Source organism: Pseudomonas sp. (assembly GCF_030683065.1).
Taxonomy (GTDB): domain Bacteria; phylum Pseudomonadota; class Gammaproteobacteria; order Pseudomonadales; family Pseudomonadaceae; genus Aquipseudomonas.
Genome location: NZ_JAUXMX010000061.1, coordinates 122,238 through 141,479, shown reverse-complemented (window position 1 = coordinate 141,479; position 19,242 = coordinate 122,238). Strand labels below are relative to the sequence as shown.

Annotated in this window: 18 protein-coding genes and 1 pseudogene; 6 read left to right on the top strand and 13 right to left on the bottom strand. The window is 61.8% G+C overall.

Features of this window, described 5'->3' with window-relative positions:
- Positions 1 to 200: 200 nt before the first annotated feature.
- Positions 201 to 485, bottom strand: coding sequence for a hypothetical protein (locus Q8K09_RS19225; protein ID WP_305256595.1), 285 nt, complete (start codon positions 483 to 485; stop codon positions 201 to 203).
- Between the two features lie 58 nt (positions 486 to 543).
- Positions 544 to 1,149, bottom strand: a complete 606-nt coding sequence (locus tag Q8K09_RS19220) for an arylesterase (RefSeq protein ID WP_370869577.1) — start codon at positions 1,147 to 1,149, stop codon at positions 544 to 546.
- Between the two features lie 10 nt (positions 1,150 to 1,159).
- Between Q8K09_RS19220 and Q8K09_RS19215 the strand changes: the two genes are divergently transcribed.
- From Q8K09_RS19215 to greB, 3 genes are read left to right on the top strand one after another with little or no spacing between them, the layout of a single operon-like run.
- A complete protein-coding gene (locus tag Q8K09_RS19215; protein ID WP_305256594.1) occupies positions 1,160 to 1,843 on the top strand; it encodes an ABC transporter ATP-binding protein in 684 nt (227 codons plus the stop codon).
- Complete coding sequence (locus tag Q8K09_RS19210; protein ID WP_305256593.1) at positions 1,843 to 4,347, top strand: ABC transporter permease; 2,505 nt, start codon at positions 1,843 to 1,845, stop codon at positions 4,345 to 4,347. Before Q8K09_RS19215 ends, Q8K09_RS19210 begins: the two co-directional genes overlap by 1 nt.
- Positions 4,348 to 4,381: 34 nt before the next feature.
- Complete coding sequence (gene greB, locus Q8K09_RS19205; protein ID WP_305256592.1) at positions 4,382 to 4,879, top strand: transcription elongation factor GreB; 498 nt, start codon at positions 4,382 to 4,384, stop codon at positions 4,877 to 4,879.
- Between the two features lie 8 nt (positions 4,880 to 4,887).
- On the opposite strand, the gene Q8K09_RS19200 is transcribed toward greB, so the two are convergent.
- From Q8K09_RS19200 to Q8K09_RS19190, 3 genes are all read right to left on the bottom strand, one after another.
- A complete protein-coding gene (locus Q8K09_RS19200; protein WP_305256591.1) occupies positions 4,888 to 5,196 on the bottom strand; it encodes a class I SAM-dependent methyltransferase in 309 nt (102 codons plus the stop codon).
- A gap of 341 nt (positions 5,197 to 5,537) precedes the next feature.
- Complete coding sequence (locus Q8K09_RS19195) at positions 5,538 to 5,978, bottom strand: DoxX family protein (protein ID WP_305256590.1); 441 nt, start codon at positions 5,976 to 5,978, stop codon at positions 5,538 to 5,540.
- Positions 5,979 to 6,074: 96 nt separating this feature from the next.
- On the bottom strand, positions 6,075 to 7,490 hold the full coding sequence (locus Q8K09_RS19190) for a transglycosylase SLT domain-containing protein (RefSeq protein ID WP_305256589.1): 1,416 nt from the start codon (positions 7,488 to 7,490) through the stop codon (positions 6,075 to 6,077).
- Positions 7,491 to 7,724: 234 nt separating this feature from the next.
- Here Q8K09_RS19190 and Q8K09_RS19185 point away from each other — a divergent pair, with 234 nt between their 5' ends.
- Together Q8K09_RS19185 and Q8K09_RS19180 are read left to right on the top strand one after the other, a co-directional pair.
- Entirely contained in the window at positions 7,725 to 8,558 is an 834-nt protein-coding gene (locus Q8K09_RS19185) for a TatD family hydrolase (protein WP_305256587.1), read from the top strand.
- 152 nt (positions 8,559 to 8,710) lie between these two features.
- Positions 8,711 to 10,192 (top strand): methyl-accepting chemotaxis protein, encoded by a 1,482-nt coding sequence (locus Q8K09_RS19180; protein WP_305256586.1) that lies wholly within the window; start codon positions 8,711 to 8,713, stop codon positions 10,190 to 10,192.
- 40 nt (positions 10,193 to 10,232) lie between these two features.
- Here the strand turns inward: Q8K09_RS19180 and Q8K09_RS19175 are convergent, their stop codons facing one another.
- The 8 genes and pseudogenes from Q8K09_RS19175 to Q8K09_RS19145 form a co-directional block, all read right to left on the bottom strand.
- Positions 10,233 to 11,030: an acyl-CoA thioesterase II gene (locus Q8K09_RS19175; RefSeq protein WP_305256585.1), complete on the bottom strand. Its 798-nt coding sequence runs from the start codon at positions 11,028 to 11,030 to the stop codon at positions 10,233 to 10,235.
- 108 nt (positions 11,031 to 11,138) lie between these two features.
- Positions 11,139 to 11,909 (bottom strand): CHAD domain-containing protein, encoded by a 771-nt coding sequence (locus Q8K09_RS19170; protein ID WP_305256584.1) that lies wholly within the window; start codon positions 11,907 to 11,909, stop codon positions 11,139 to 11,141.
- Between the two features lie 111 nt (positions 11,910 to 12,020).
- Positions 12,021 to 14,018: a DUF3488 and transglutaminase-like domain-containing protein gene (locus Q8K09_RS19165; RefSeq protein ID WP_305256583.1), complete on the bottom strand. Its 1,998-nt coding sequence runs from the start codon at positions 14,016 to 14,018 to the stop codon at positions 12,021 to 12,023.
- Positions 14,015 to 14,971 carry a DUF58 domain-containing protein gene (locus Q8K09_RS19160; RefSeq protein ID WP_305256582.1) on the bottom strand — a complete coding sequence of 319 codons (957 nt, stop codon included), beginning with the start codon at positions 14,969 to 14,971 and terminating at the stop codon, positions 14,015 to 14,017. The genes Q8K09_RS19165 and Q8K09_RS19160 overlap by 4 nt, the downstream gene beginning before the upstream one ends.
- Positions 14,968 to 15,885, bottom strand: coding sequence for a MoxR family ATPase (locus tag Q8K09_RS19155; protein ID WP_305256581.1), 918 nt, complete (start codon positions 15,883 to 15,885; stop codon positions 14,968 to 14,970). Before Q8K09_RS19155 ends, Q8K09_RS19160 begins: the two co-directional genes overlap by 4 nt.
- Positions 15,886 to 16,004: 119 nt before the next feature.
- Positions 16,005 to 16,718: a methyl-accepting chemotaxis protein gene (locus tag Q8K09_RS21395; protein ID WP_370869579.1), complete on the bottom strand. Its 714-nt coding sequence runs from the start codon at positions 16,716 to 16,718 to the stop codon at positions 16,005 to 16,007.
- Positions 16,719 to 16,859: 141 nt separating this feature from the next.
- Positions 16,860 to 17,090, bottom strand: a pseudogene (locus Q8K09_RS21390) (HAMP domain-containing protein); the annotation flags it as partial.
- A gap of 1,043 nt (positions 17,091 to 18,133) precedes the next feature.
- Positions 18,134 to 18,739: a flavin reductase family protein gene (locus tag Q8K09_RS19145; protein WP_305256579.1), complete on the bottom strand. Its 606-nt coding sequence runs from the start codon at positions 18,737 to 18,739 to the stop codon at positions 18,134 to 18,136.
- Positions 18,740 to 19,023: 284 nt separating this feature from the next.
- Between Q8K09_RS19145 and bcsR the strand changes: the two genes are divergently transcribed.
- On the top strand, positions 19,024 to 19,242 hold the full coding sequence (gene bcsR, locus Q8K09_RS19140) for a BcsR/BcsP family cellulose biosynthesis protein (RefSeq protein WP_305256578.1): 219 nt from the start codon (positions 19,024 to 19,026) through the stop codon (positions 19,240 to 19,242).

Genomic DNA, 19,242 nt, shown 5'->3' with positions numbered 1-19,242 from the left:
CGCTCTGGCGATGAGCACAACAAGGCCAGATCAATCTTGCCTACCCCTGGGCAGTGATTGAACAGCAACAGGGGATCGGCAGACAACATCGTTTTCAACGAACAATGGCTGACGCGCAGACGCCTTCCGGGATACTAGCGCCGTGGTCAGAACGCGCTCTGATGGTCGCGTAACACGCCGACACGCTGGGCGAAGTCTTTTCACCCGGCCTCAGGCCAAAGACGTCGTTCTCCGCGGCGCTGTGCGTCGAGGGTTGCGCGGCAAGCCGAACACAATCGCGTGTCGCGCAACATGGTCTTGCTCAGCTCACGCCACAGCGGCTGCGCCGGCAACAGGCCGCCACACAGGGTACGATCGGCAAAGCCGCCCAATTCGAGCTGACGCGCAACTAAATGCACGCGCACTTCTCGACAGGCGAACAGATCAAGCTGCTCGTCCGGCTCGATAAGTTGATAGGCGTACAAGGACCAAGCAGAACGCGGCATTGATGGCTCCTAGGCGGGGGCGCCACATTAGCCGAAAGACTGGCCGCGGAAAAGCCTGTCAAAGAAGCGATTGCAAGGTCGGCCAGAGGTTTTCCAAGAGCGTCGCCTGAGCGCCAGCGGTCGGATGAATACCATCGCGCTGCATCATGCCGGGCACGCCGCCAACCCCTTCAAGGAAGAAGGGCACAAAAGCCACTTGCTTCTCCTGCGCCAAGGTGGCGAACACCTGCGCAAAGGCTGTCGTATAACGCACACCATAATTGGGCGGTAGACGCATACCCAACAACAACACCTTGGCACCCGTCTCCTGCGCCCGTTCAATCATCGACGCAAGATTCTGTTGCAATTGAGCAGGTGCCTGGCCACGCAAGCCATCATTGCCACCCAGCTCTAAAACCACCAGGCTTGGCTGGTGCTCAACAAGCAGCCCAGGCAGCCGGGCGGCGCCGCCTGCAGCGGTATCGCCACTGATCGAGGCATTCACCACTCGGTGCTTATAACCCTGCTCAACCAGGCGCTTTTCCAGCAAAGCGACCCAACCCTGACGGGTATCAATGCCGAAAGCCGCGCTGATACTATCGCCAACGACCAGCACGGTATCCGCCAGCGCGACCTGCCCCCAGAACAACAGGGTAAAAACCGCACTCATTAACCCTGCACGCATTGGATTCTCCATGAGCTCAAGCATTCTTACAGCCCGCAACCTTAGCAAAGTGGTTGCAAGCACGGAAGGCGAGTTGACCATACTCCATGATCTGTCCCTGGCATTGGACAAGGGCGATAGCCTCGCCATTGTCGGCAGCTCTGGCTCGGGCAAGTCGACCCTGCTCGGCCTGCTCGCCGGCCTTGATCTGCCGAGTGGTGGCACCGTCACCCTGGCCGGGCGCGACCTCGGCGCACTCGATGAAGATCAGCGCGCCCGCATACGCGCCGAGCACGTGGGCTTCGTCTTTCAGTCGTTCCAGTTGCTCGACAGCCTCAATGCCCTGGAAAACGTCATGCTGCCGCTAGAGCTTGAGGGCCATGCCGATGCCCGGCAGCGTGCCCGTGCACTGCTCGAGCGAGTCGGCCTCGGCCAGCGCCTGACCCACTACCCGCGCCAGCTCTCCGGCGGTGAACAGCAGCGCGTGGCAATAGCCCGTGCGTTTGTTGCCGAGCCGGACGTACTGTTCGCCGACGAGCCCACCGGCAACCTCGACAGCCACACCGGTGAGCGCATCAGCGACCTGCTCTTCGAGCTTAACCGCGAGCGCGGCGCAACCCTGGTGCTGGTTACTCACGACGAGCGCCTGGCCCATCGTTGCCAACGCCTGATCCGCCTTGAAGGCGGCCGCCTGGTCGACCACGTGGAACCCTGATGACTCACATGCCGTTTGTTCGACTGCTCTCACTGGCGACTCGCCAACTGCTGCGCGATGCCCGCTACGGCGAGCTACGCGTGCTGTTTTTTGCCCTGCTGATTGCAGTTGCAGCCAGCACTGCGATCGGCTACTTCAGCGCCCGGTTAAATGACGGCATGCTGATGCGAGCGACCGAGTTCCTCGGCGCTGACCTGCTGCTCAGCGGCAGCTCGCCCGCCGCACAGGAGCAGATCGACAACGGCAAACAGTTAGGCCTTGACCACTCCCAAGTGGTCGAATTCTCCAGCGTGATCGCCAGTGATGCGGGCATCCAACTGGCCAGCGTCAAAGCCGCCGACAGTGCTTACCCACTGCGCGGCCAGCTGAAAAGCGCCGCCGAACCCTATGCCGCCGAACAAGCCGGTCCCGGCCCGCAACCCGGCGAAGCCTGGGCCGAGGCACGCTTGTTCGCCGCGCTTGAATTGAGCGTCGGCGACAGCATTGAAGTCGGCTCGAAGAACCTGATTCTGAGTCGGGTCCTGACCTACGAGCCGGATCGTGCCGGCGACTTCTACAGCCTTACCCCGCGCGTACTGATGCACCTGGATGATCTGGCCGCCACTGGCGTGGTCCAGCCCGGCAGCCGAGTGCGCTACCGCGAACTCTGGCGAGGCACGCCAGAAGCATTGGCCGCTTACCGGCAAGCGATCGGCACGAAGCTGGCGGCCAACCAGCGCCTCGAAGATGCCCGTGACGGCAACCGGCAAATCGGCAGCGCCTTGGGCCGCGCCGAACGCTACCTGAATCTCGCCAGTCTGGCAGCCGTCCTGCTCGCAGGGGTTGCAGTCGCACTCTCGGCCGCACGCTTCGCCGCCAGACGCTTTGATGCCAGCGCTCTGCTGCGCTGCCTTGGATTGTCACGCAATCAGGCGCTGGGCCTGTTCAGCCTGCAACTGGCCCTGCTCGGGCTCGGCGCCAGCCTGATTGGCGCCCTGCTCGGCTGGTTTTCCCAGCTCGGGCTGTTTTATCTGTTGCAAGGGCTACTGCCAGCACAAATTCCGCCAGGCGGCTTATGGCCCGCACTGGCCGGCATCGCCACAGGCCTGGTCGCCCTCGCCGGCTTCGCCCTGCCGCCGCTGGCCGCTCTCGGCCGGGTACCGCCGCTGCGCGTGCTGCGCCGCGACATGCTACCCGTACCCGCCAGTTCGTGGCTGGTGTACGGCGCAGCGCTGTTCGCCCTTGGTCTGATCATGTGGCGCCTGAGTCTGGACCTGCAACTGACCTTCGCCCTGCTCGGCGGCGGCCTGGTCGCGGCCCTGATACTCGGCGGCCTGCTCCTGCTCGGGCTGCAAAGCCTACGTCGCCTACTGGCTCGCTCGCCACTGCACTGGCGGCTGGGTCTCGGCCAGCTGCTCCGCCACCCGCTTGCCGCCGCAGGGCAAGCCCTGGCATTTGGTCTGATCCTGCTGGCCATGTCCCTGATCGCCCTGTTGCGTGGCGAGTTGCTCGATACCTGGCAAGATCAATTGCCCGAACAGGCGCCCAATCACTTCGCTCTGAATGTATTGCCGGCCGACAAGGATGCCTTCGCCGCCCGCCTGGCCGAACTTTCGCCTCACCCGGCACCGCTCTACCCGGTTGTGCCCGGACGCCTGACCATGATCAATGGCGAGCCGGTGCGGCAAATCGTCAGCAAGGAAACCCAGGGCGAGCGCGCGGTTCGCCGCGATCTCAGCCTGACCTGGTCTGCCGACTTGCCTGAGGGCAATACCTTGCTCGCCGGCGAATGGTGGGGCGCGGCGACAGCCGGCGACTTGCCGGGGGTCTCGGTCGAGTCGGAACTGGCCGAGAGCCTGCAGCTCAAGCTGGGCGACCGCTTGCGTTTCAATGTCGGCGGCCTCGACCGCGACGCCCAAGTCAGCAACCTGCGCGAAGTAGACTGGAACAGCTTCCAGCCCAACTTCTATATGATCTTCGAACCCGACACCCTGCAAGACCTGCCCGTTACCTACCTGACCAGCTTCTACCTGCCTGCCCAGCAGGAAAAGCAGTTGGTCGAACTGTCACGGGCCTTCCCTGCGGTCACGCTGCTGCAAGTCGAAGCGCTGCTTGCACAACTGCGCAGCATCCTGGCACAGGTCACCCTGGCCATTGAATTCGTCTTGCTGTTTGTTCTCGCCGCCGGGTTGGCCGTTTTATTCGCCGGCTTGCAGTCCACCCTCGACGAACGCATCCGCCAGGGCGCCTTGCTGCGCGCACTGGGTGCCGAGCGCAAATTGCTGGTCAAGGCACGGCGGACTGAGTTCGCCCTGCTGGGCGCGCTAAGTGGCCTGATGGCGGCTGTTGGCTGCGAGCTGATCAGCTTCCTGCTCTATCGCTATGCATTCGATCTGACCTGGCATGCTCATCCCTGGCTGCTGCTATTGCCGCTGATCGGGGCAATGCTGGTGGGCGGTGCAGGCGTACTCGGCACCCGTCGCGCGCTGAATGTCAGCCCGCTGACGGTACTGCGCGAGGGCTGATAGACTCGCGCTTTATCGGCCGCAGAGCAGTCAAATGAGTCGTTATCGCCCACCCCGCTCCGCCGGCACAGCACTGATCACTCCGGAAGGTGAGGCGCGCCTGCGCGCCGAGCTACACGAGCTCTGGCACGTGCGCCGGCCCCAAGTCACCCAGTCGGTGAGCGAGGCAGCGGCGCAAGGTGATCGCTCGGAAAACGCCGAATACACCTATGGCAAGAAAATGCTGCGCGAGATCGACAGTCGCGTGCGCTTTCTCACCAAGCGGCTTGAGAGCCTGAAAGTGGTCAGCAGTCGACCTAGTGATGCCGACAAGATCTATTTCGGCGCCTGGGTCAGCCTCGAAGACGAGGACGGCAACGAGTCGCGCTATCGGATTGTTGGCCCGGATGAGCTGGAGCTCAAGCTCGGCCTGATCAGCATCGACTCGCCCCTGGCCCGCGCCCTGATCGGCAAAGCCCTGGATGCCGAAGTGCGGGTAGCAACTCCGACCGGCGAGAAGACCTGGTATGTGATCGCCATCGATTACCCGTAGGACCAGATTCAGCGTCGGGTGATCAAACCCTGCCGGGCAACCCGCGTCAGCTCATGCACGGTGGCGTGCAGATCTTCGGCACTGGGGGCTTGCAGCACTGCCATATCGAAGCTGTCGCTGGCAAAACGTGCCAGCGACTGATGATCATCGACGAAGTGAATCAGAAAGGCGCGCGGCCCGCCCCAACGCTTGGGCCAGCCATCCAGATAGCGCAGCAGGGTCGGCTGGTGACTACCACCGAGGAGAATTTTCGGGTTGCGCTGATTGAGCCCGGAGGTGATCGGGGCCAAGCGAAACAGTGGTTGAGGGCAACTCATGTTCATGTCTCCGCCTCATTAATCCCGCCGGGCAGGTGAGAGGCGACACCGAACCAGCGCTTTAGCGGTATTTCGAAGCCTCCTGAGAGTACTTCTCAGAAATTTGCATACCGCAAATTTCTCGGCGCCCCGCAAGTAGCTGTTTAAATCGGCGCATGGGTCAGCATCCTAGAGAAGCCTGCGCAATACTGTCAAGACAGCGTCGCGCTTGCGAAACGAACATCATGAAAAACGATACGCTACGCCTGCTGTTTGCCCTGGATTGCCCAAGCGCCCCTTGGCAGGAAACAACACGATTCTGGGCCTGACGCCGCAGGACGGCGCAGTCTTCTACTGGGCAGTCACACTTTGCCGGCGATGTAGGTGTCCAGCGACAGCTTGCCAGCGCCCTCAAGCACTACAGCCAGACTCATGGCCAGCAACGCCAGGGCGAATTCATAGCCGTTGTTGCTCATGAAGAAGCCGTTGGCCAGATGCACAGTGACCATCGCCACCAGCATGGTGACTGCCAACACTGCAGCAGCCGGACGCGCCAACAGACCAATGACCAGCGCCAGGCCGCCGAAGAACTCGGCGCTGCCAGCCAGCAACGCCATCAGATAGCCCGGTGCCAGGCCGATACTCTCCATCCACTGGCCAACGCCAACCAGGCCATAACCGCCGAACCAGCCGAACAACTTCTGCGAACCGTGCGCAGCGAAAGTCAGGCCAGCGATGATACGCACGATAGTCAGGCCATAACCGGCTTGAGTCGCGACGACAGATTTGATCAGGGTGTTCATAGGCTGCAATCCTTGGAGGGGTGATGGCGCACAGAATAAACCAGCTATCAGATATTAAAAGCCCATATTCTGGCTAAAAAATATCGGATAAATTGATTAATCACGCGCACTAACCACTGCCTCCTGTGGCTCCAGCAAATAGCGCTCGCGGTCATACGCAAGGTAGTACTTGTTCACACTGTTTACGTAACTGACCACGCCCATGCCGACCTGCTCCATGGCGATTCGCTCAACCTGGAAGAACCACTGATTGGGATTCAGGCCACGCCGCCGGGCCTCGGCGCGCATGCTCTGCACCCGTTGCGGCCCCAGGTTGTAACCCGCCAGGACGAAGGCCATGCGTTCGCGCTCGTTGAGTTGCGGGCTGTTGAAGAAGTTGCGCCGAATCATCGCCAGGTACTTGGCGCTGGCTTGCACATTGTTCTCCAGCACGCCGATATTGCCGACCCCAACACTGCGCGCAGCGGCCGGGGTTATCTGCATCAACCCGGTGGCGCCACCGGCACCGCGTGCAGCCGGATTGAGGGTCGATTCCTTGAACGCCAGCGCCGCCAGGGTCAGCCAATCGAAGCCCTGCTGCGCGGCATGCCGCTGCAGTACCGGACGCACCGCCTCCAGGCGCTGGCGTTCGATTCGGCCAAGTGGATAGTGCACCTTGTAGAGACGCCGATAGATCCGCTGAAATGCGCCATCCAGATCGCCCGGAGCGCGATAAGCCGCCAGAAAACGGTCGACACTGGCACCGAGCATCGACGCTTCACGGCGCAGGTACCAGCGCATATCACCATCATTGGCCAGCACCAGGTGCGGCTCCAGGCGCAGCTTGGGCATGACCTTGGCCCAGCGTTCGGCTATCGGTTGCTCCACCGCCGTAACGCTGAAGATGCCAGCCTGGACCATTTCCAGCACATCCTCGACGGCCAGGCTGGGGTCGACCCATTCAATGATGATCGGCGGTCGTTTGTCCTGCAGCAGCTTCTGGTTGATCACATGCACGGCAGCACCCGCAGCGCTGCCTGCCGCCAAAGCCAGGCTACGCCCGGACATCTGTTCAAGACTCTGATAGCGCCGGTCACCCTGACGCCCCACTACAATAATGGGCACATTGCTGCGAATCGCTGCACTGGCGCTAATACGGCTGCCACCGCGCACGTTGAGCAACTCTCCCGGCGCCACAAGATCACCCTCGCCACGCTGCAAGGCAGCAAGCAGTTGATCTTTGGCGATGGGAATGATCTTCAGCTTGAGGACACTGCCATCGCGGACTGTCCGATTGAGATACTGCTCGAACGCACGCAGGCGGTGGTATTCCACTCCGATGCTCTGGCCTTTGACTTCACCCGAACTGTTACGGCTCTGGTTGACCAGCACCCGCAGTTCACCACTGCGGCGAATGCTCGCCAAGTCACGTGCCTGGGCTGGCTGGCGCACTTCTAACGGCCCAGCCACGCGGGCCGCAGCCGACAACGGCAGCAACAGCAAAAGGCAAAATAAAAGCAGCGAGCGCGACATCAACTCTCCACAGCAAGGGCGGCCACCTGGCGTCATTGGCCAAGCGGGGGGCCGCAGCACTCGCCTAGTTCCAGGAATGCGTGGGGCGCGGAGATTCGCACAGCTCGCTTTGGGATGCCAGCCCGATGATCTACTTCACATTACAAATGAACGCTAAAGCTTTGTAATTTATGGCTTTTTAAAAATACAAAAAAGCTCTGTTATGCTGCCACCCCCACCCCCATAGGTCGCACCATGCAACTCATAGACATAGGCGTCAACCTGACTCACCCAAGCCTCACCGAACAACGTGAGGCTCTGCTCGCCCGCGCCTATGCCGCCGGTGTCTGCCAATTACTGTTGACGGGGACTAACCTGGAACAAAGCGAACAGGCCCTGGAACTGTGCCGCCAACTGGATGAAAACGGTCAGCGCCTGTTCAGCACCGCGGGTATCCATCCACACGACGCCAGTAGCTGGAACGCCGACAGCGCCAGCCAACTGCAGGCCTTGCTGCAACAACCGCAAGTGCGCGCCGTGGGTGAGTGCGGACTCGACTTCAACCGTGATTTTTCGCCACGCCCGCAACAGGAAAAAGTGCTCGAAGAGCACCTGGCCCTGGCCGTCGATCTGCAAATGCCGGTATTTCTCCATGAGCGTGACGCTGACCAGCGCCTGCTGGAGATCTTGCGTGACTATCGCGACCGCTTACCGGCGGCGGTGGTGCATTGCTTCACCGGTGAAAAACGCGCCCTGTTCAACTACCTCGACCTCGACCTGCACATCGGCATCACTGGCTGGATCTGCGACGAGCGCCGCGGTACTCACCTGCACCCGCTGGTGCGGGAAATCCCGGCTGGCCGGCTGATGCTGGAAACCGACTCGCCGTTTCTGCTGCCACGCAGCCTGCGTCCGAAGCCGAAGAGCGGCCGCAACGAACCCGCCTTCCTGACCGAAGTGCTGCGAGAGGTGGCCCTGCACCGTAACGAAAGCCTGGAAACCCTGGCGGCCCACAGCACCGCCTGCGCCCGGCAGTTCTTTGGTTTGCCAACGATCGATGAGGCAGCGGCTACTAGCGACAACGACTGAAAACCGGCAGTGCTTTGCTAAAGTCCACACACAACCGGTCGTTAACATAAACGGAACGTCTGTTGATAAAGATCAACAGACGCATTGCAGTTTCGCGAGACAGTAGTGGCACTTTGCCAAACTGCTTTCACCGCTATCAGAAGAAGACATCTATGGGCTCCTGGGTTCGCGACCTTTCACTCAAGTACAAGTTCTGGGCCGTTAACGCGGTTGCCTTCCTCACCACCCTGATGCTGGTGCTGTATGCACTGCAACTCGAACAGCAGGTACGCGTCGACGCGGCCAAAAGCGCCGCGCAGGCGCAGGCCAAACTCCTGAGTGCCTGGCCTGCGGGTCAGCCATTGCCTGGCGGGGCGCATTTACTGGCATTTGCCGACGGCCAGACACCGCGCCTGGCCAACAACCAGGGCGACAAGCTGAGCCGCGCTCGCGGCTGGGTAGCCCTGGACAGTGACCCGCTGTCGACCCAAGACGGCTTGATTGGCGCCGAAGTCATCGAACTGGGCCAGGGCCAACGCCTCGCCGTACTGGCTTACGCACCCAGCCTGATGCAGGTCATCGCGCAGCGCGCCCTGAGCTATGCACTGGTTGTCGCCCTGCTGATGCTGGCTCTGCTGATGGCCTCGCAGCTGCTGATCCACTTTTTGCTGAGCCACCTCAACACGCTGAAGGATGTGATGCTGCAGGTAGAAAAAAGCGGCGACCTGGCGGCACGTGTCCCGCTCGACTGCCGTGACGAAGTAGGCCAGATGGCCACGGCCTTTAATGCCATGCAAGCGGGTTATCAGCGTGTGGTTGGCATCGTCGCGCAGACCGCTGCGCGCCTGGACGAAGGCGCCGAGCGCATGGCGGTGAGCATGCGTGACGTACGCCAAGGCATGCTTGACCAACAAAGCGAGACCGAACAAGCGGCCACTGCAATCAACGAGATGTCCACCACCGTCCACCATATTGCCCAGCACACAGCGGATACGCGCGACCAGTCAAAAAACGCTGAGCAGCTGGCGGGCAACGGTCAGCAAGTGGTCGACCGTGTCGGTCAATCGATCTCAGGATTGTCCAGCGGTGTCCAGCAGACGGCACAGATGATTCAGCAACTGGCCATCGACAGCCAGAAAATCAGCAGCGTCGTCAGTGAAATTCACGGCATTGCCGAACAGACCAACCTGCTCGCCCTCAACGCCGCCATCGAAGCCGCTCGGGCTGGCGAAATGGGCCGCGGCTTTGCGGTGGTAGCCGATGAAGTGCGCAACCTGGCCAAGCGCGTGCAGGTCTCGACTGATGAAATCACCCTGATGATTTCATCCCTGCAAAGCGGCACCCGCGATGCCGTCGAGTTCATGCAGGAAAGTTCGCTCAAGGCTGACGACTGTGTGCAACAGGCTCATGAAGCAGGTGAGGCACTGCTTGCCATCACCGGTTCCGTGGCGCAAATGCGCGAGAGCAATACCCAGATTGCCGTAGCCGCCGAGCAGCAAAGCCAAGTGGCTGAAGAAATGAACCGCTCCATTGTGAGCATTCGCGACGTCACCGAGCAGACCGTGCAGCAAACCACCGGCTCTGCCGCCACCAGCTCCGAACTGGCGGCGCTGGCAGGTGAACTGAACAGGGCCATCCGCCAGCTCAAGTTGTAGATGACACAAAGCCTCAAGCGGCAAACGCTGGAGGCTTTGACTAACCGAACACCGTGACCGTCTGCCGGCTGATCGCCAGCAACTCACCACGCGGGCTCCACAATGCCGCAGCAATGTGCCCGTAGCCATCGCGAGCATGCTCGATCTGCGCACGGTAGAGGCACCAGTCGTGGGTACTCAGCTCGGCAACCGGCTGAATGAACTCTATGGTCCAGGTCAACGAACTGCCCGGTGCCGGCTTGCTCAAGTGTGGGAGCACGGCCGGAGGCCAGGCGTCGACCAGGGCCAACATATGCGCCTCGCTGACAGGCTGAGCCTCCCCTTGTTCGCGCAAGCGCACCCAGCCGCCCATTTCCCGCGAGGGATTGTTGCTGAATGGCATGCCACCGATGCCCCAGCGCATCGCCAGGAAACGGGTGAACTCCGGCGTCACATTGCGCACATAGGCCAACTCTTGGCAGTCCTCAAACGGTTTGATCTGCGGCGCGGGCTCAGCCGCAACCGTGACCGCTGACTCACGCGGCGCGCCAAAACTGCCTTGAACCAGAGTCACCACCTGACCATTCTGCACCGCCCGCCCCAGCACCTGGCTGACCGCCTTGCCTTCACGCAGCACCTCGACCTGGAAACTCACCGGCACATCCGGTTCGGCCGGGCCGACGAAGGTGATCGCCAGCGACCGCGGTGGGCGCCCAGCAGGGACGTGAGCACGCATTGCTTCATACACCAGCGCGGCCATCAAACCACCGAAACTGGCCCGCCCCTGCGCCCACTCGGGCGGAATCACAATAGCTTGCGGGTTGGTACGCACCGCCTGGAGCAACTCGGAAAATTCCATAACCACCTCACTACGTCGATAGCGGGTGATCTTAGGGGAAATAGGCAACAGGGCGACACGGCGTTTCGGCCAATTGACACGGGCAAAAGACGCATCGGCAACACACCGCTACTCGGCCGAGGTGAAATCTTCTTGCAGCACCAGTAACGCAAGATCCGCTGTCTCCTCGGCGGCCTGCAGTGCCGTGCGCCAGACGTCGACACAAGCAGCAAGATCCGTCTCCTGCTCGGCCCGCAGCAACCACTGCAAGCGATCATGCCAATCGCCCAACGCCGATTGAGCTGCCTTGAGGCGCGCCTGGGTATTGGCCGACACTGCGCTCAGCTCTGGGTAAGCCTCGGCACCGTAGCGCACACGTTTGATCAACAAACGCAGACGGTGGCGATCGTGCGCCGGGTCGGCTAAGGCTTCGGCCAGGCGCCGTTGTTGCTTGATCAGACGGCGCTTGACCCGTTTAGCCAAGCCGCGCAGTTCGGCGTCAGCCGCAGCCTGGCGCCATAGCTGTGGCCACTGATCCAGTGCCGTGAACAACGCCGGCAGCGCACCATCGGCCAACAACGTTCGATAGCCATCGAGCAGCCGCAACTGACGCCGGTTAACTGCATCGTGCATATCCATGCTTTGTAAATGTGCGAGCAGTACTTCGAGATCGCGCAGCGGCCCACTGATTCGTCCGAGTGCGGCCGCCTGTTGCTGCAGTGCATCACATGCAGGCAAACCGCGTAGCGGCTGCAGCAGGCTACGCAGCTTGCGCAGAGCAATGCGCAAATCATGCAGGGCTTCGGGATCGGTCGCGGCCAGCAAACGTTCGCGGCAGGCATACAGGGTTATCTGCAGACGCAGAACCTGCTGCAACTCATCCTCGATAAAGCTTCCCATAGAACCCTCGACCCCAACCTGCTAAAACGCCAGCTTAGCAGCCCGCAAGGAAACTACCCTGCCGAGGGTAATACCAACAATTTCCGGGTGCCGCCTGCAACAGCCACCCAATTAAGGATCGCGACTGGCCCCCGGACGCCAGGGCAACGCCCGACGCAATACCGTCAGGTGCGTACGCAACACTGCCGGGCACACCTCGCCTCCGGCATAACGTTGCGCCTCGAAGGCGGCGGCAAAATCAGCGATGGCCTGCGCCTGGGCTGGCAAGGCTAACGCCGCGCGCTCGGCATAGGCGCGCGCGCCTTCGCCTGGCTCACGCTGCACGGCATGCCGCGCCAGCAAGCGCTCGAAGCGTCGGAACAGGCGCTGCTGTGGATCACGTTCGCGCTGCCAGGGCTTGAATAACCAGAGCGCCAACAAGCCGAGCAGCAACCCACCACCACCGACCAGGCTGATCGCCAGGACACGGGCATCCACACGGCCGAACCAGCGCTGCAATAACTCCAGTTGCTGCGCGCCCTGATAGCCGAGCACCAGGCGCTGCCAATCATGGTTGAGGCTGTCCCAGCCCATACGCAACTGGTTAAGCCACGGCAGCTGGCGGTGGCGCAATGGCGAGAAGGGTGAACCTTCGAGAAAACTCTGCTCGTCGGCCAGCGCCTCTTCCAGGCCCAGTTCGATGCGTTCCGGAGCTACCTGAAAGGTCGGATCGACACTCACCCAGCCCTTGCCGGCCTGCCAGTATTCGACCCAGGCGTGGGCATCGAACTGGCGCACTTGAACATAGTTGCCGCCGGGGTTGTATTCGCCACCCTGGTAACCGGCCACCACCCGCGCCGGGATGCCAGCGGCGCGCAGGACGAAGGTCATGGCGCCAGCATAATGGGCGCAAAAGCCATTGCGGCTCTCGAACAGAAAATCATCGATGCTGTTCAAACCCAAGCGTGGCGGGCGCAAGGTATAGCCAAAGGGCTCGCGGTTGAAATGACTGAGCACAGCCTGCACCAATTGCTCGGGCTGCGGGTACTGGCGCATAAGCTCAGCGGCCCAGGCGCGACTGCGCGGATCGCCTTCCTCCGGCAGCTGCAGGGCACGGCGCAGGCTGTCGCTGGACGCCGCAGGATCACGCAATACCGCCGGCCAGGACGTCACCTGATAAAGCAGGGTGCGCTCGACCGGCCGCCCCCGCTGCAGACGGAAATCACTCATCTGCCGGGTATTTTCGAGGCTGGTTTCGGCCATATCCAGGGCGAACAGCCAAGACTGCGCACTGGGCTGCATGACGATGCTGTAACGCAGCGCTTCACCCTGTTTTGCCCAGACAGGTGTCAGTGGCATCTGGGCGAAGGCGGACTGCGACCAGCGCCGGCCGTCGAAGCGCTCGAAGGTCAAAGCCCGCCAGTAGAGCTGGTCGCGTGACGGTACCTGACCCTCAAAGCTGGCGCGAAAGGCCAGCGCGCTGGAGCGACTCAATTCGGCAATATCCGCTGGCGCCATGCTCTCGGCCAGGCCGCTGACGGCGCGCTCGCTCGGCTGCGGCAATGACCACAGCGGCCCCATGCGCGGAAAAAAAATGAACAGCAGCAGCATCACCGGCACGGCCTGCAAGAGCAAACCGGCAGCCAGCCGAACAGTTGCTCCGGGCTGCACGGCAACACTGCTCTGCTGCAGGCCGATCAGGGCAGCCAACAAGGCGGTGACCGGCAACAGGCTGAATAGCGCCGCGAGCATGCTGTCGTCGAACAAATAAGCGCTGACCACCACGAAGAACCCGAGGAAAATAACCACCAGGGCATCGCGGCGCGTGCGCATTTCCAGCAACTTGAGGATAAAAGCGGCAACCAGCAGCACCACCCCGGCATCCAGGCCGACCAAGCTGCCGCGGGAAACAAACACACCGACGGCCGTACCGAGCATCAAGCCGCCCTTGACCCAGGCATTCGGATAGCCCGTACGCATACGCAAAATCTGGATGCGCCAGGCCGCGCAGCCCAGCCACAAACCGACGATCCACAGCGGCAGATGGCCCAGGTGCGGAATGATCACCAGCACTTGGGCGACCAGCAGCCAGATCAGGCTGCTGCGTGGGATTTCCGCCAGCCTGCTCATGCCGATGTCCCGAACAAGGCCAGGGCGCGCAGGCAGGCTTCGCGGTGCTGCTCGCCACTGGCCGGCGCAAGCACCTGGCCCGGTAGCCTCAGGGCAAAGGGCTGCTGGCGCTCGGACAGTTGCAGCACCCAATGACAGAGCAGCGACAAACGCAGCTCGACATCACCTGCCAGCGCCTCGAAATCCAGCAACGGATCACGCCCGCTGAGCGCGGCGAAGTCCTTGACCAACAGCCCCTGACCGCGGGAGTAGGCCTTCCAATGCAGGCGCCGCTTGGAGTCACCAGGCTGATAGCTCTTCAGCCCCTGGAAATCCTCGCTACCCTGGCCAAGGGCGCGCATGCCCTGCTCATGCAATTCGTCATCAGCGCCCGCAGCAAGCGGCAACTCGCCTTCCAGCGGCTGTGGATAGACCAGCAGCGCCTGATCCAGATCGACCCAGCTCCAGGCCACCAGAATGCCCAGCGGGAAACGACTCTCGACCCGCAAACGGCCCGGCCGTAACCAACCGCGGCGCAGCGCCGGCAAACTCAGCGCGCACTCGCTAACGCCCTGAGCGGGCACATCCTGCGTCTGATACGCCATACCTGGCCAGCCTAGAGCGATGGCCTGGTGCGCCCGCGCGCTGCTTTCCAGACGCAGGCGAAACTGGCCCTGCTCGCCGACGAAAACCGAGCGCGCCCCACTGGCCTTGAGCACCAGACCGGCCAGGTTGCGGTAGGTGTGCAGGATGGCGACGATAAACACCGACGCCAACAGAAACGTCAGGGCATAAGCCAGGCTGTTCTGGTAATTGATCGCGGCCAACAACATCAATATCAACGCTAGAGAAAATGCCAAGCCGACCCGCGTTGGCACGATAAAGATCCGTCGTTGGGTCAAGCGCACGCTGGCGGCGGCAGGAATTCGCCGGGCTAGCCAGCGATGCCAGCGCTGTTTGAGCTGTTGCCTCAAAGCGCCGGCACCTCGCGCAGCAACCATTGCACTAACGCGCCGCCGCCATGCCCGGTCGGATCACTGCGCTCACGCAGGCGATGGCCGACCACCGCAGGCAACACCGCCTGCACATCCTCGGGAATTACGTAATCGCGGCCGTCGAGAAAGGCCCAGGCGCGGGCGGCGGCAAGTAAAGCCAGGCTGGCCCGCGGCGACAGACCCCAGGCGAACTGCGGCTGGCTACGGGTGGCATCGACCAGGCGCAGCACATAATCGATCAGCGCATCACTGGCGCGAACCTTGGGTATTTCGGCCTGGATCAGCGCCAGTTCGGCATGGTCGAGAATGGCCTCCAGGCGCGGCAGCAACGAGCGCCGCGAATCGCCCAGGAGCAGCGCTTTTTCAGCCGCCTTGGCCGGGTAGCCGAGGGACAGGCGCATCAGAAAGCGATCGAGCTGCGATTCGGGCAAGGCGAAGGTGCCGCCCTGGCTAACCGGGTTCTGCGTGGCGATGACGAAGAAGGGTTCCGGCAGCGGCCGGGTGGCGCCCTCGATGGTTACCTGGCCCTCCTCCATGGCTTCGAGCAGCGCGCTCTGGCTTTTCGGCGTGGCTCGGTTGATTTCGTCGGCCAGCACCAGCTCGGCGAAGATCGGCCCGGGGTGGAAGACAAACTGCCCGCTTTCGCGGTCGAACACCGAGGTGCCGAGAATGTCGCCCGGCAACAGGTCAGAGGTGAACTGGATGCGCTGAAAGCTCAGCCCCAGCACCCTGGCCAGCGCGTGGCTGAGGGTGGTTTTGCCCATACCTGGCAAATCCTCAATCAGCAAATGACCGCGGGCCAACAGGCACGCCAGCGCCAAGCGCACCTGCGGCTCCTTGCCCAGCAACACCTGATTCACTGCATCCAGGCAGGCATTCAATCGTGTGCGCATCGTTTGCTCCGGCATTTATCCAAGTGCGCCGATGCTACTGGTCAGTACCGGGTGGGCAAAGCACCGTGAAACCTTTGCTGACGAAACTGTGAGCGCGGCCGGCAGTTTCAGGCAAAAAACTACAAGCGGAAATGCCCGGCCATGCCCTGTAGTTCGCGCCCCAACTGCGCCAGCCGGTTAGTTGAGTCCGCCGTTTCGTCCATCGCCACCGACGATTGATCGGCGATATCGCGAATCGAGGTCACGCTGCGACTGATCTCTTCGGCCACCGCCGTCTGTTGTTCGGCTGCCGCCGCGATTTGCTGGTTCATCTCGAAAATCAGCGTCACTGCTTCGGCGATCCCGGCCAGGGCACCTTCAGTCTGATTGGCGTCCTCAACCACATGGGCGACCAGAGCAGCGCTTTGCTGCATGTCGTCCACCGAACGGCGCGCGCCCTCACGCAGCGTGGCGATCAGCCCTTCGATTTCTGCGGTGGACTGCTGGGTGCGTTTGGCCAACGCGCGCACCTCATCAGCGACCACGGCAAAGCCGCGGCCTTGGTCGCCAGCGCGGGCGGCCTCGATGGCCGCATTTAGCGCCAGCAGGTTGGTCTGCTCGGCGACGCTCTTGATCACATCCAGCACCGAATCGATGCGCTGGGTATCCTGACTGAGCCGCTCAATGCTCTTGGTAGTGGTGTCCATCGCTGCGGCCAGTTGGTCGATGCGCACCAGGGTCTGACGCACCACCGCAGCGCCACGACTAACCCGGCTGTCAGCGGCCTCGGTGGACGCGGCGGCGGCCTCGGCGTTACGCGCCACTTCGTGCACGGTGGCGGCCATCTCACTCATGGCGGTCGCCACCTGATCGGTTTCTACCCGCTGACCATTGACACCCAGACGGGTCTGCTCGGTGATTGCCGACAACGACTGCGCTGAGGCGGAAATCTGGCTTACCCCGCCCTGCAACTGACCCACCATCTCACGCAGGTTGTTCGACATGGCCTGCATCGCGGCCTGCAACTGCCCCACTTCGTCACTGCGCTGCACCTCGATGCGCACACTGAGATCGCCCTCGGCTATCTGCTGGGCCTGCCCAATTACCTGTTTGAGCGGACGCACTATTAGCAGGGTGATCACCAAGGTCGACAGCAAACCGATCACCAGTGCCAGCGCTGCAGCCAGCAGAATCAACCAGGTGCTGGCCTGCAGCTGTGCCTGCATAGCAAGCTTCTGGCTAGAATAGGCCTGCTCGACCAGCTCGACGCTGCGCTCGGCCTGCCCCACCAGCAGGGCGTATTCCTGCTTCTGCTGACGCAAGAAGTCGCTGTATTCCTTGAGCCGCTCATTGAACGAGTCGACATTACCAATGACCTCCGCCAGCACCGAGGCGTAGCCAGGACTGTCCATGGCATCGCGAAGCTCGCCGGCCAGGACCTGCGCATCGAGAGCCTGCTGAATCTCGCCCTGGGCAACCTCGGCAGAACTATGGCTCTGCTGCAGGCGCACCCGGGCCTGATCAAGCGCTTGTAATAGCAACTGATGGACCTTACCGATCTGCCCGGCCTGCAGCACTGATTCGGCACCCTGGGTACCCTGGCTGCTCTCAAGCAGATCGACGCCATCCTCGGCCAGTCCTTCCTGGAGTAAATCCAGGCTGTTAGAGGCACTTACCACCAGCCAAGTGGCCGCCTCCAGCGACAGACTCATGTTATCGGTCAGTTCGACATAACGATTGAAGGCTGCCCGATATTGCTCGATGGCGCTGTCGACTTCGCTCAGCACCTGGCCTTCTGCAGCCGGTAGCTCAAGCTGCAGGGCGGCGCTGCTCGCCAACAGCGCCTGAGCCTGCTCATGCAGGCGCTCGACATGAGCGGTGTTGGTAGTCAGGGCAAAATCCTGCTCGCTCCGGCGGATCTCCAGGACTTGGGTGTTGATCGCGCTCATACGCTCCAGTAATGCCGAGCGCACACCGACCTCACGCAACGCAGAATAGCCGGTGGCAGCAACCACCGCGGTGAGTGCCAGCACCACCGCAAAACCCAGAGCCAGTTTCTTCGCCGTACTCAAGCTGGCGACATGCCGCTGCAGATCAGTCCACATATATCCCGTTCCCCCAGTCACTGACTAACCCGGCTCGCCAATATGTAGACGGCGCCCAGGTTGCACGATAGAAGCGCAAGGCTGCTGGCGACAAGCCGATAGCCGGTGCGATTGCACTTTTAGCTATGTATGGGTCGCTTTCAGAGCGGATTGACGGGCTGGTTTCAGGGGCGCGACATCTCGAAGCTGTCACGGGTTCGAGTGTAGGCCATACCGCCCAGACGGCCGACCAGATCGAGTTTGTGCGGATCGATCCGGCCTTTATCGTTGAGCACCGCATCGTCGACATGCGCAAGCAACACTTCGGCAAAGATCAGATGGCAGTTCGGCTTATCCGGCGGATACGCCAGCACCTGCGCGACACGACACTCGAAAGCCACCGCCGCGCCAGCCACTCGAGGCGGGGCAACTCGCTCACAGGCCAGGCTGGGGATGCCGCAACGCTCGAACTCACTAACGCCATGGGGCAGGTGGGCAGCGCTGGCATTCATCGCTTCAGCCTGAGCAAAAGACACCAATTGAATAACCAGTTCGCCGCCGGACTGCACGTTGCGCAGGGTGTCTTTGGGGCTGCCGTCGTCACGCAGATTGACGTTGACCATTAACGTCGGCGGCGCATCGCTGATCACCTGAAAAAAGCTGAACGGTGCCAGATTGCTAATGCCATCACGGGAAACAGTGGAAACCCAGGCAATCGGCCGCGGGGTGACCGTGGACGCCAACCAGCGGTAGGCATCCAAAGGCGTCAGGGCGCTGAAATCAAGTTGCACGGCGAACTCCTCGATCGAATGTGGGCACCCAGTATGCCATTGCCGCCTGCCAACGCACTTCGTCGACCGTTAATGCCACTGCTCGCAAAGCCACGCCAGCGAACTGCCTGCGCTGCTGATCGACGGGGGCCGGATGCCTGCGGCAGATCAACAAAAGCGCTTTCCGTCCTTCACTTTCCGCCATACGCCACTAATATGACACTAGCGCTACATGGAAAGCCTTGAAGTCATTAAATTGACTAAAAAGCAAAAATAAGCCTCCACTACAGAACGAGAAAATCACCATGGACTTCCCGCAAATTGCAGTGCACCGACAGACCGTGAAACCACAGGAAGACCTGGCCTTCATCCTCGAACACTACCAACTGAAGCCCTTCAGCTATTCAGAGCTGCAACAAGAACAGGCTGTACTTGCTTCGGTCGCCGACTGGCCACTGCTGAGCGAAACGTTGCGCCCACTGCTGCAACTGGTTGAAGCCGCGAAACTCGCCAAGGCAGACTGA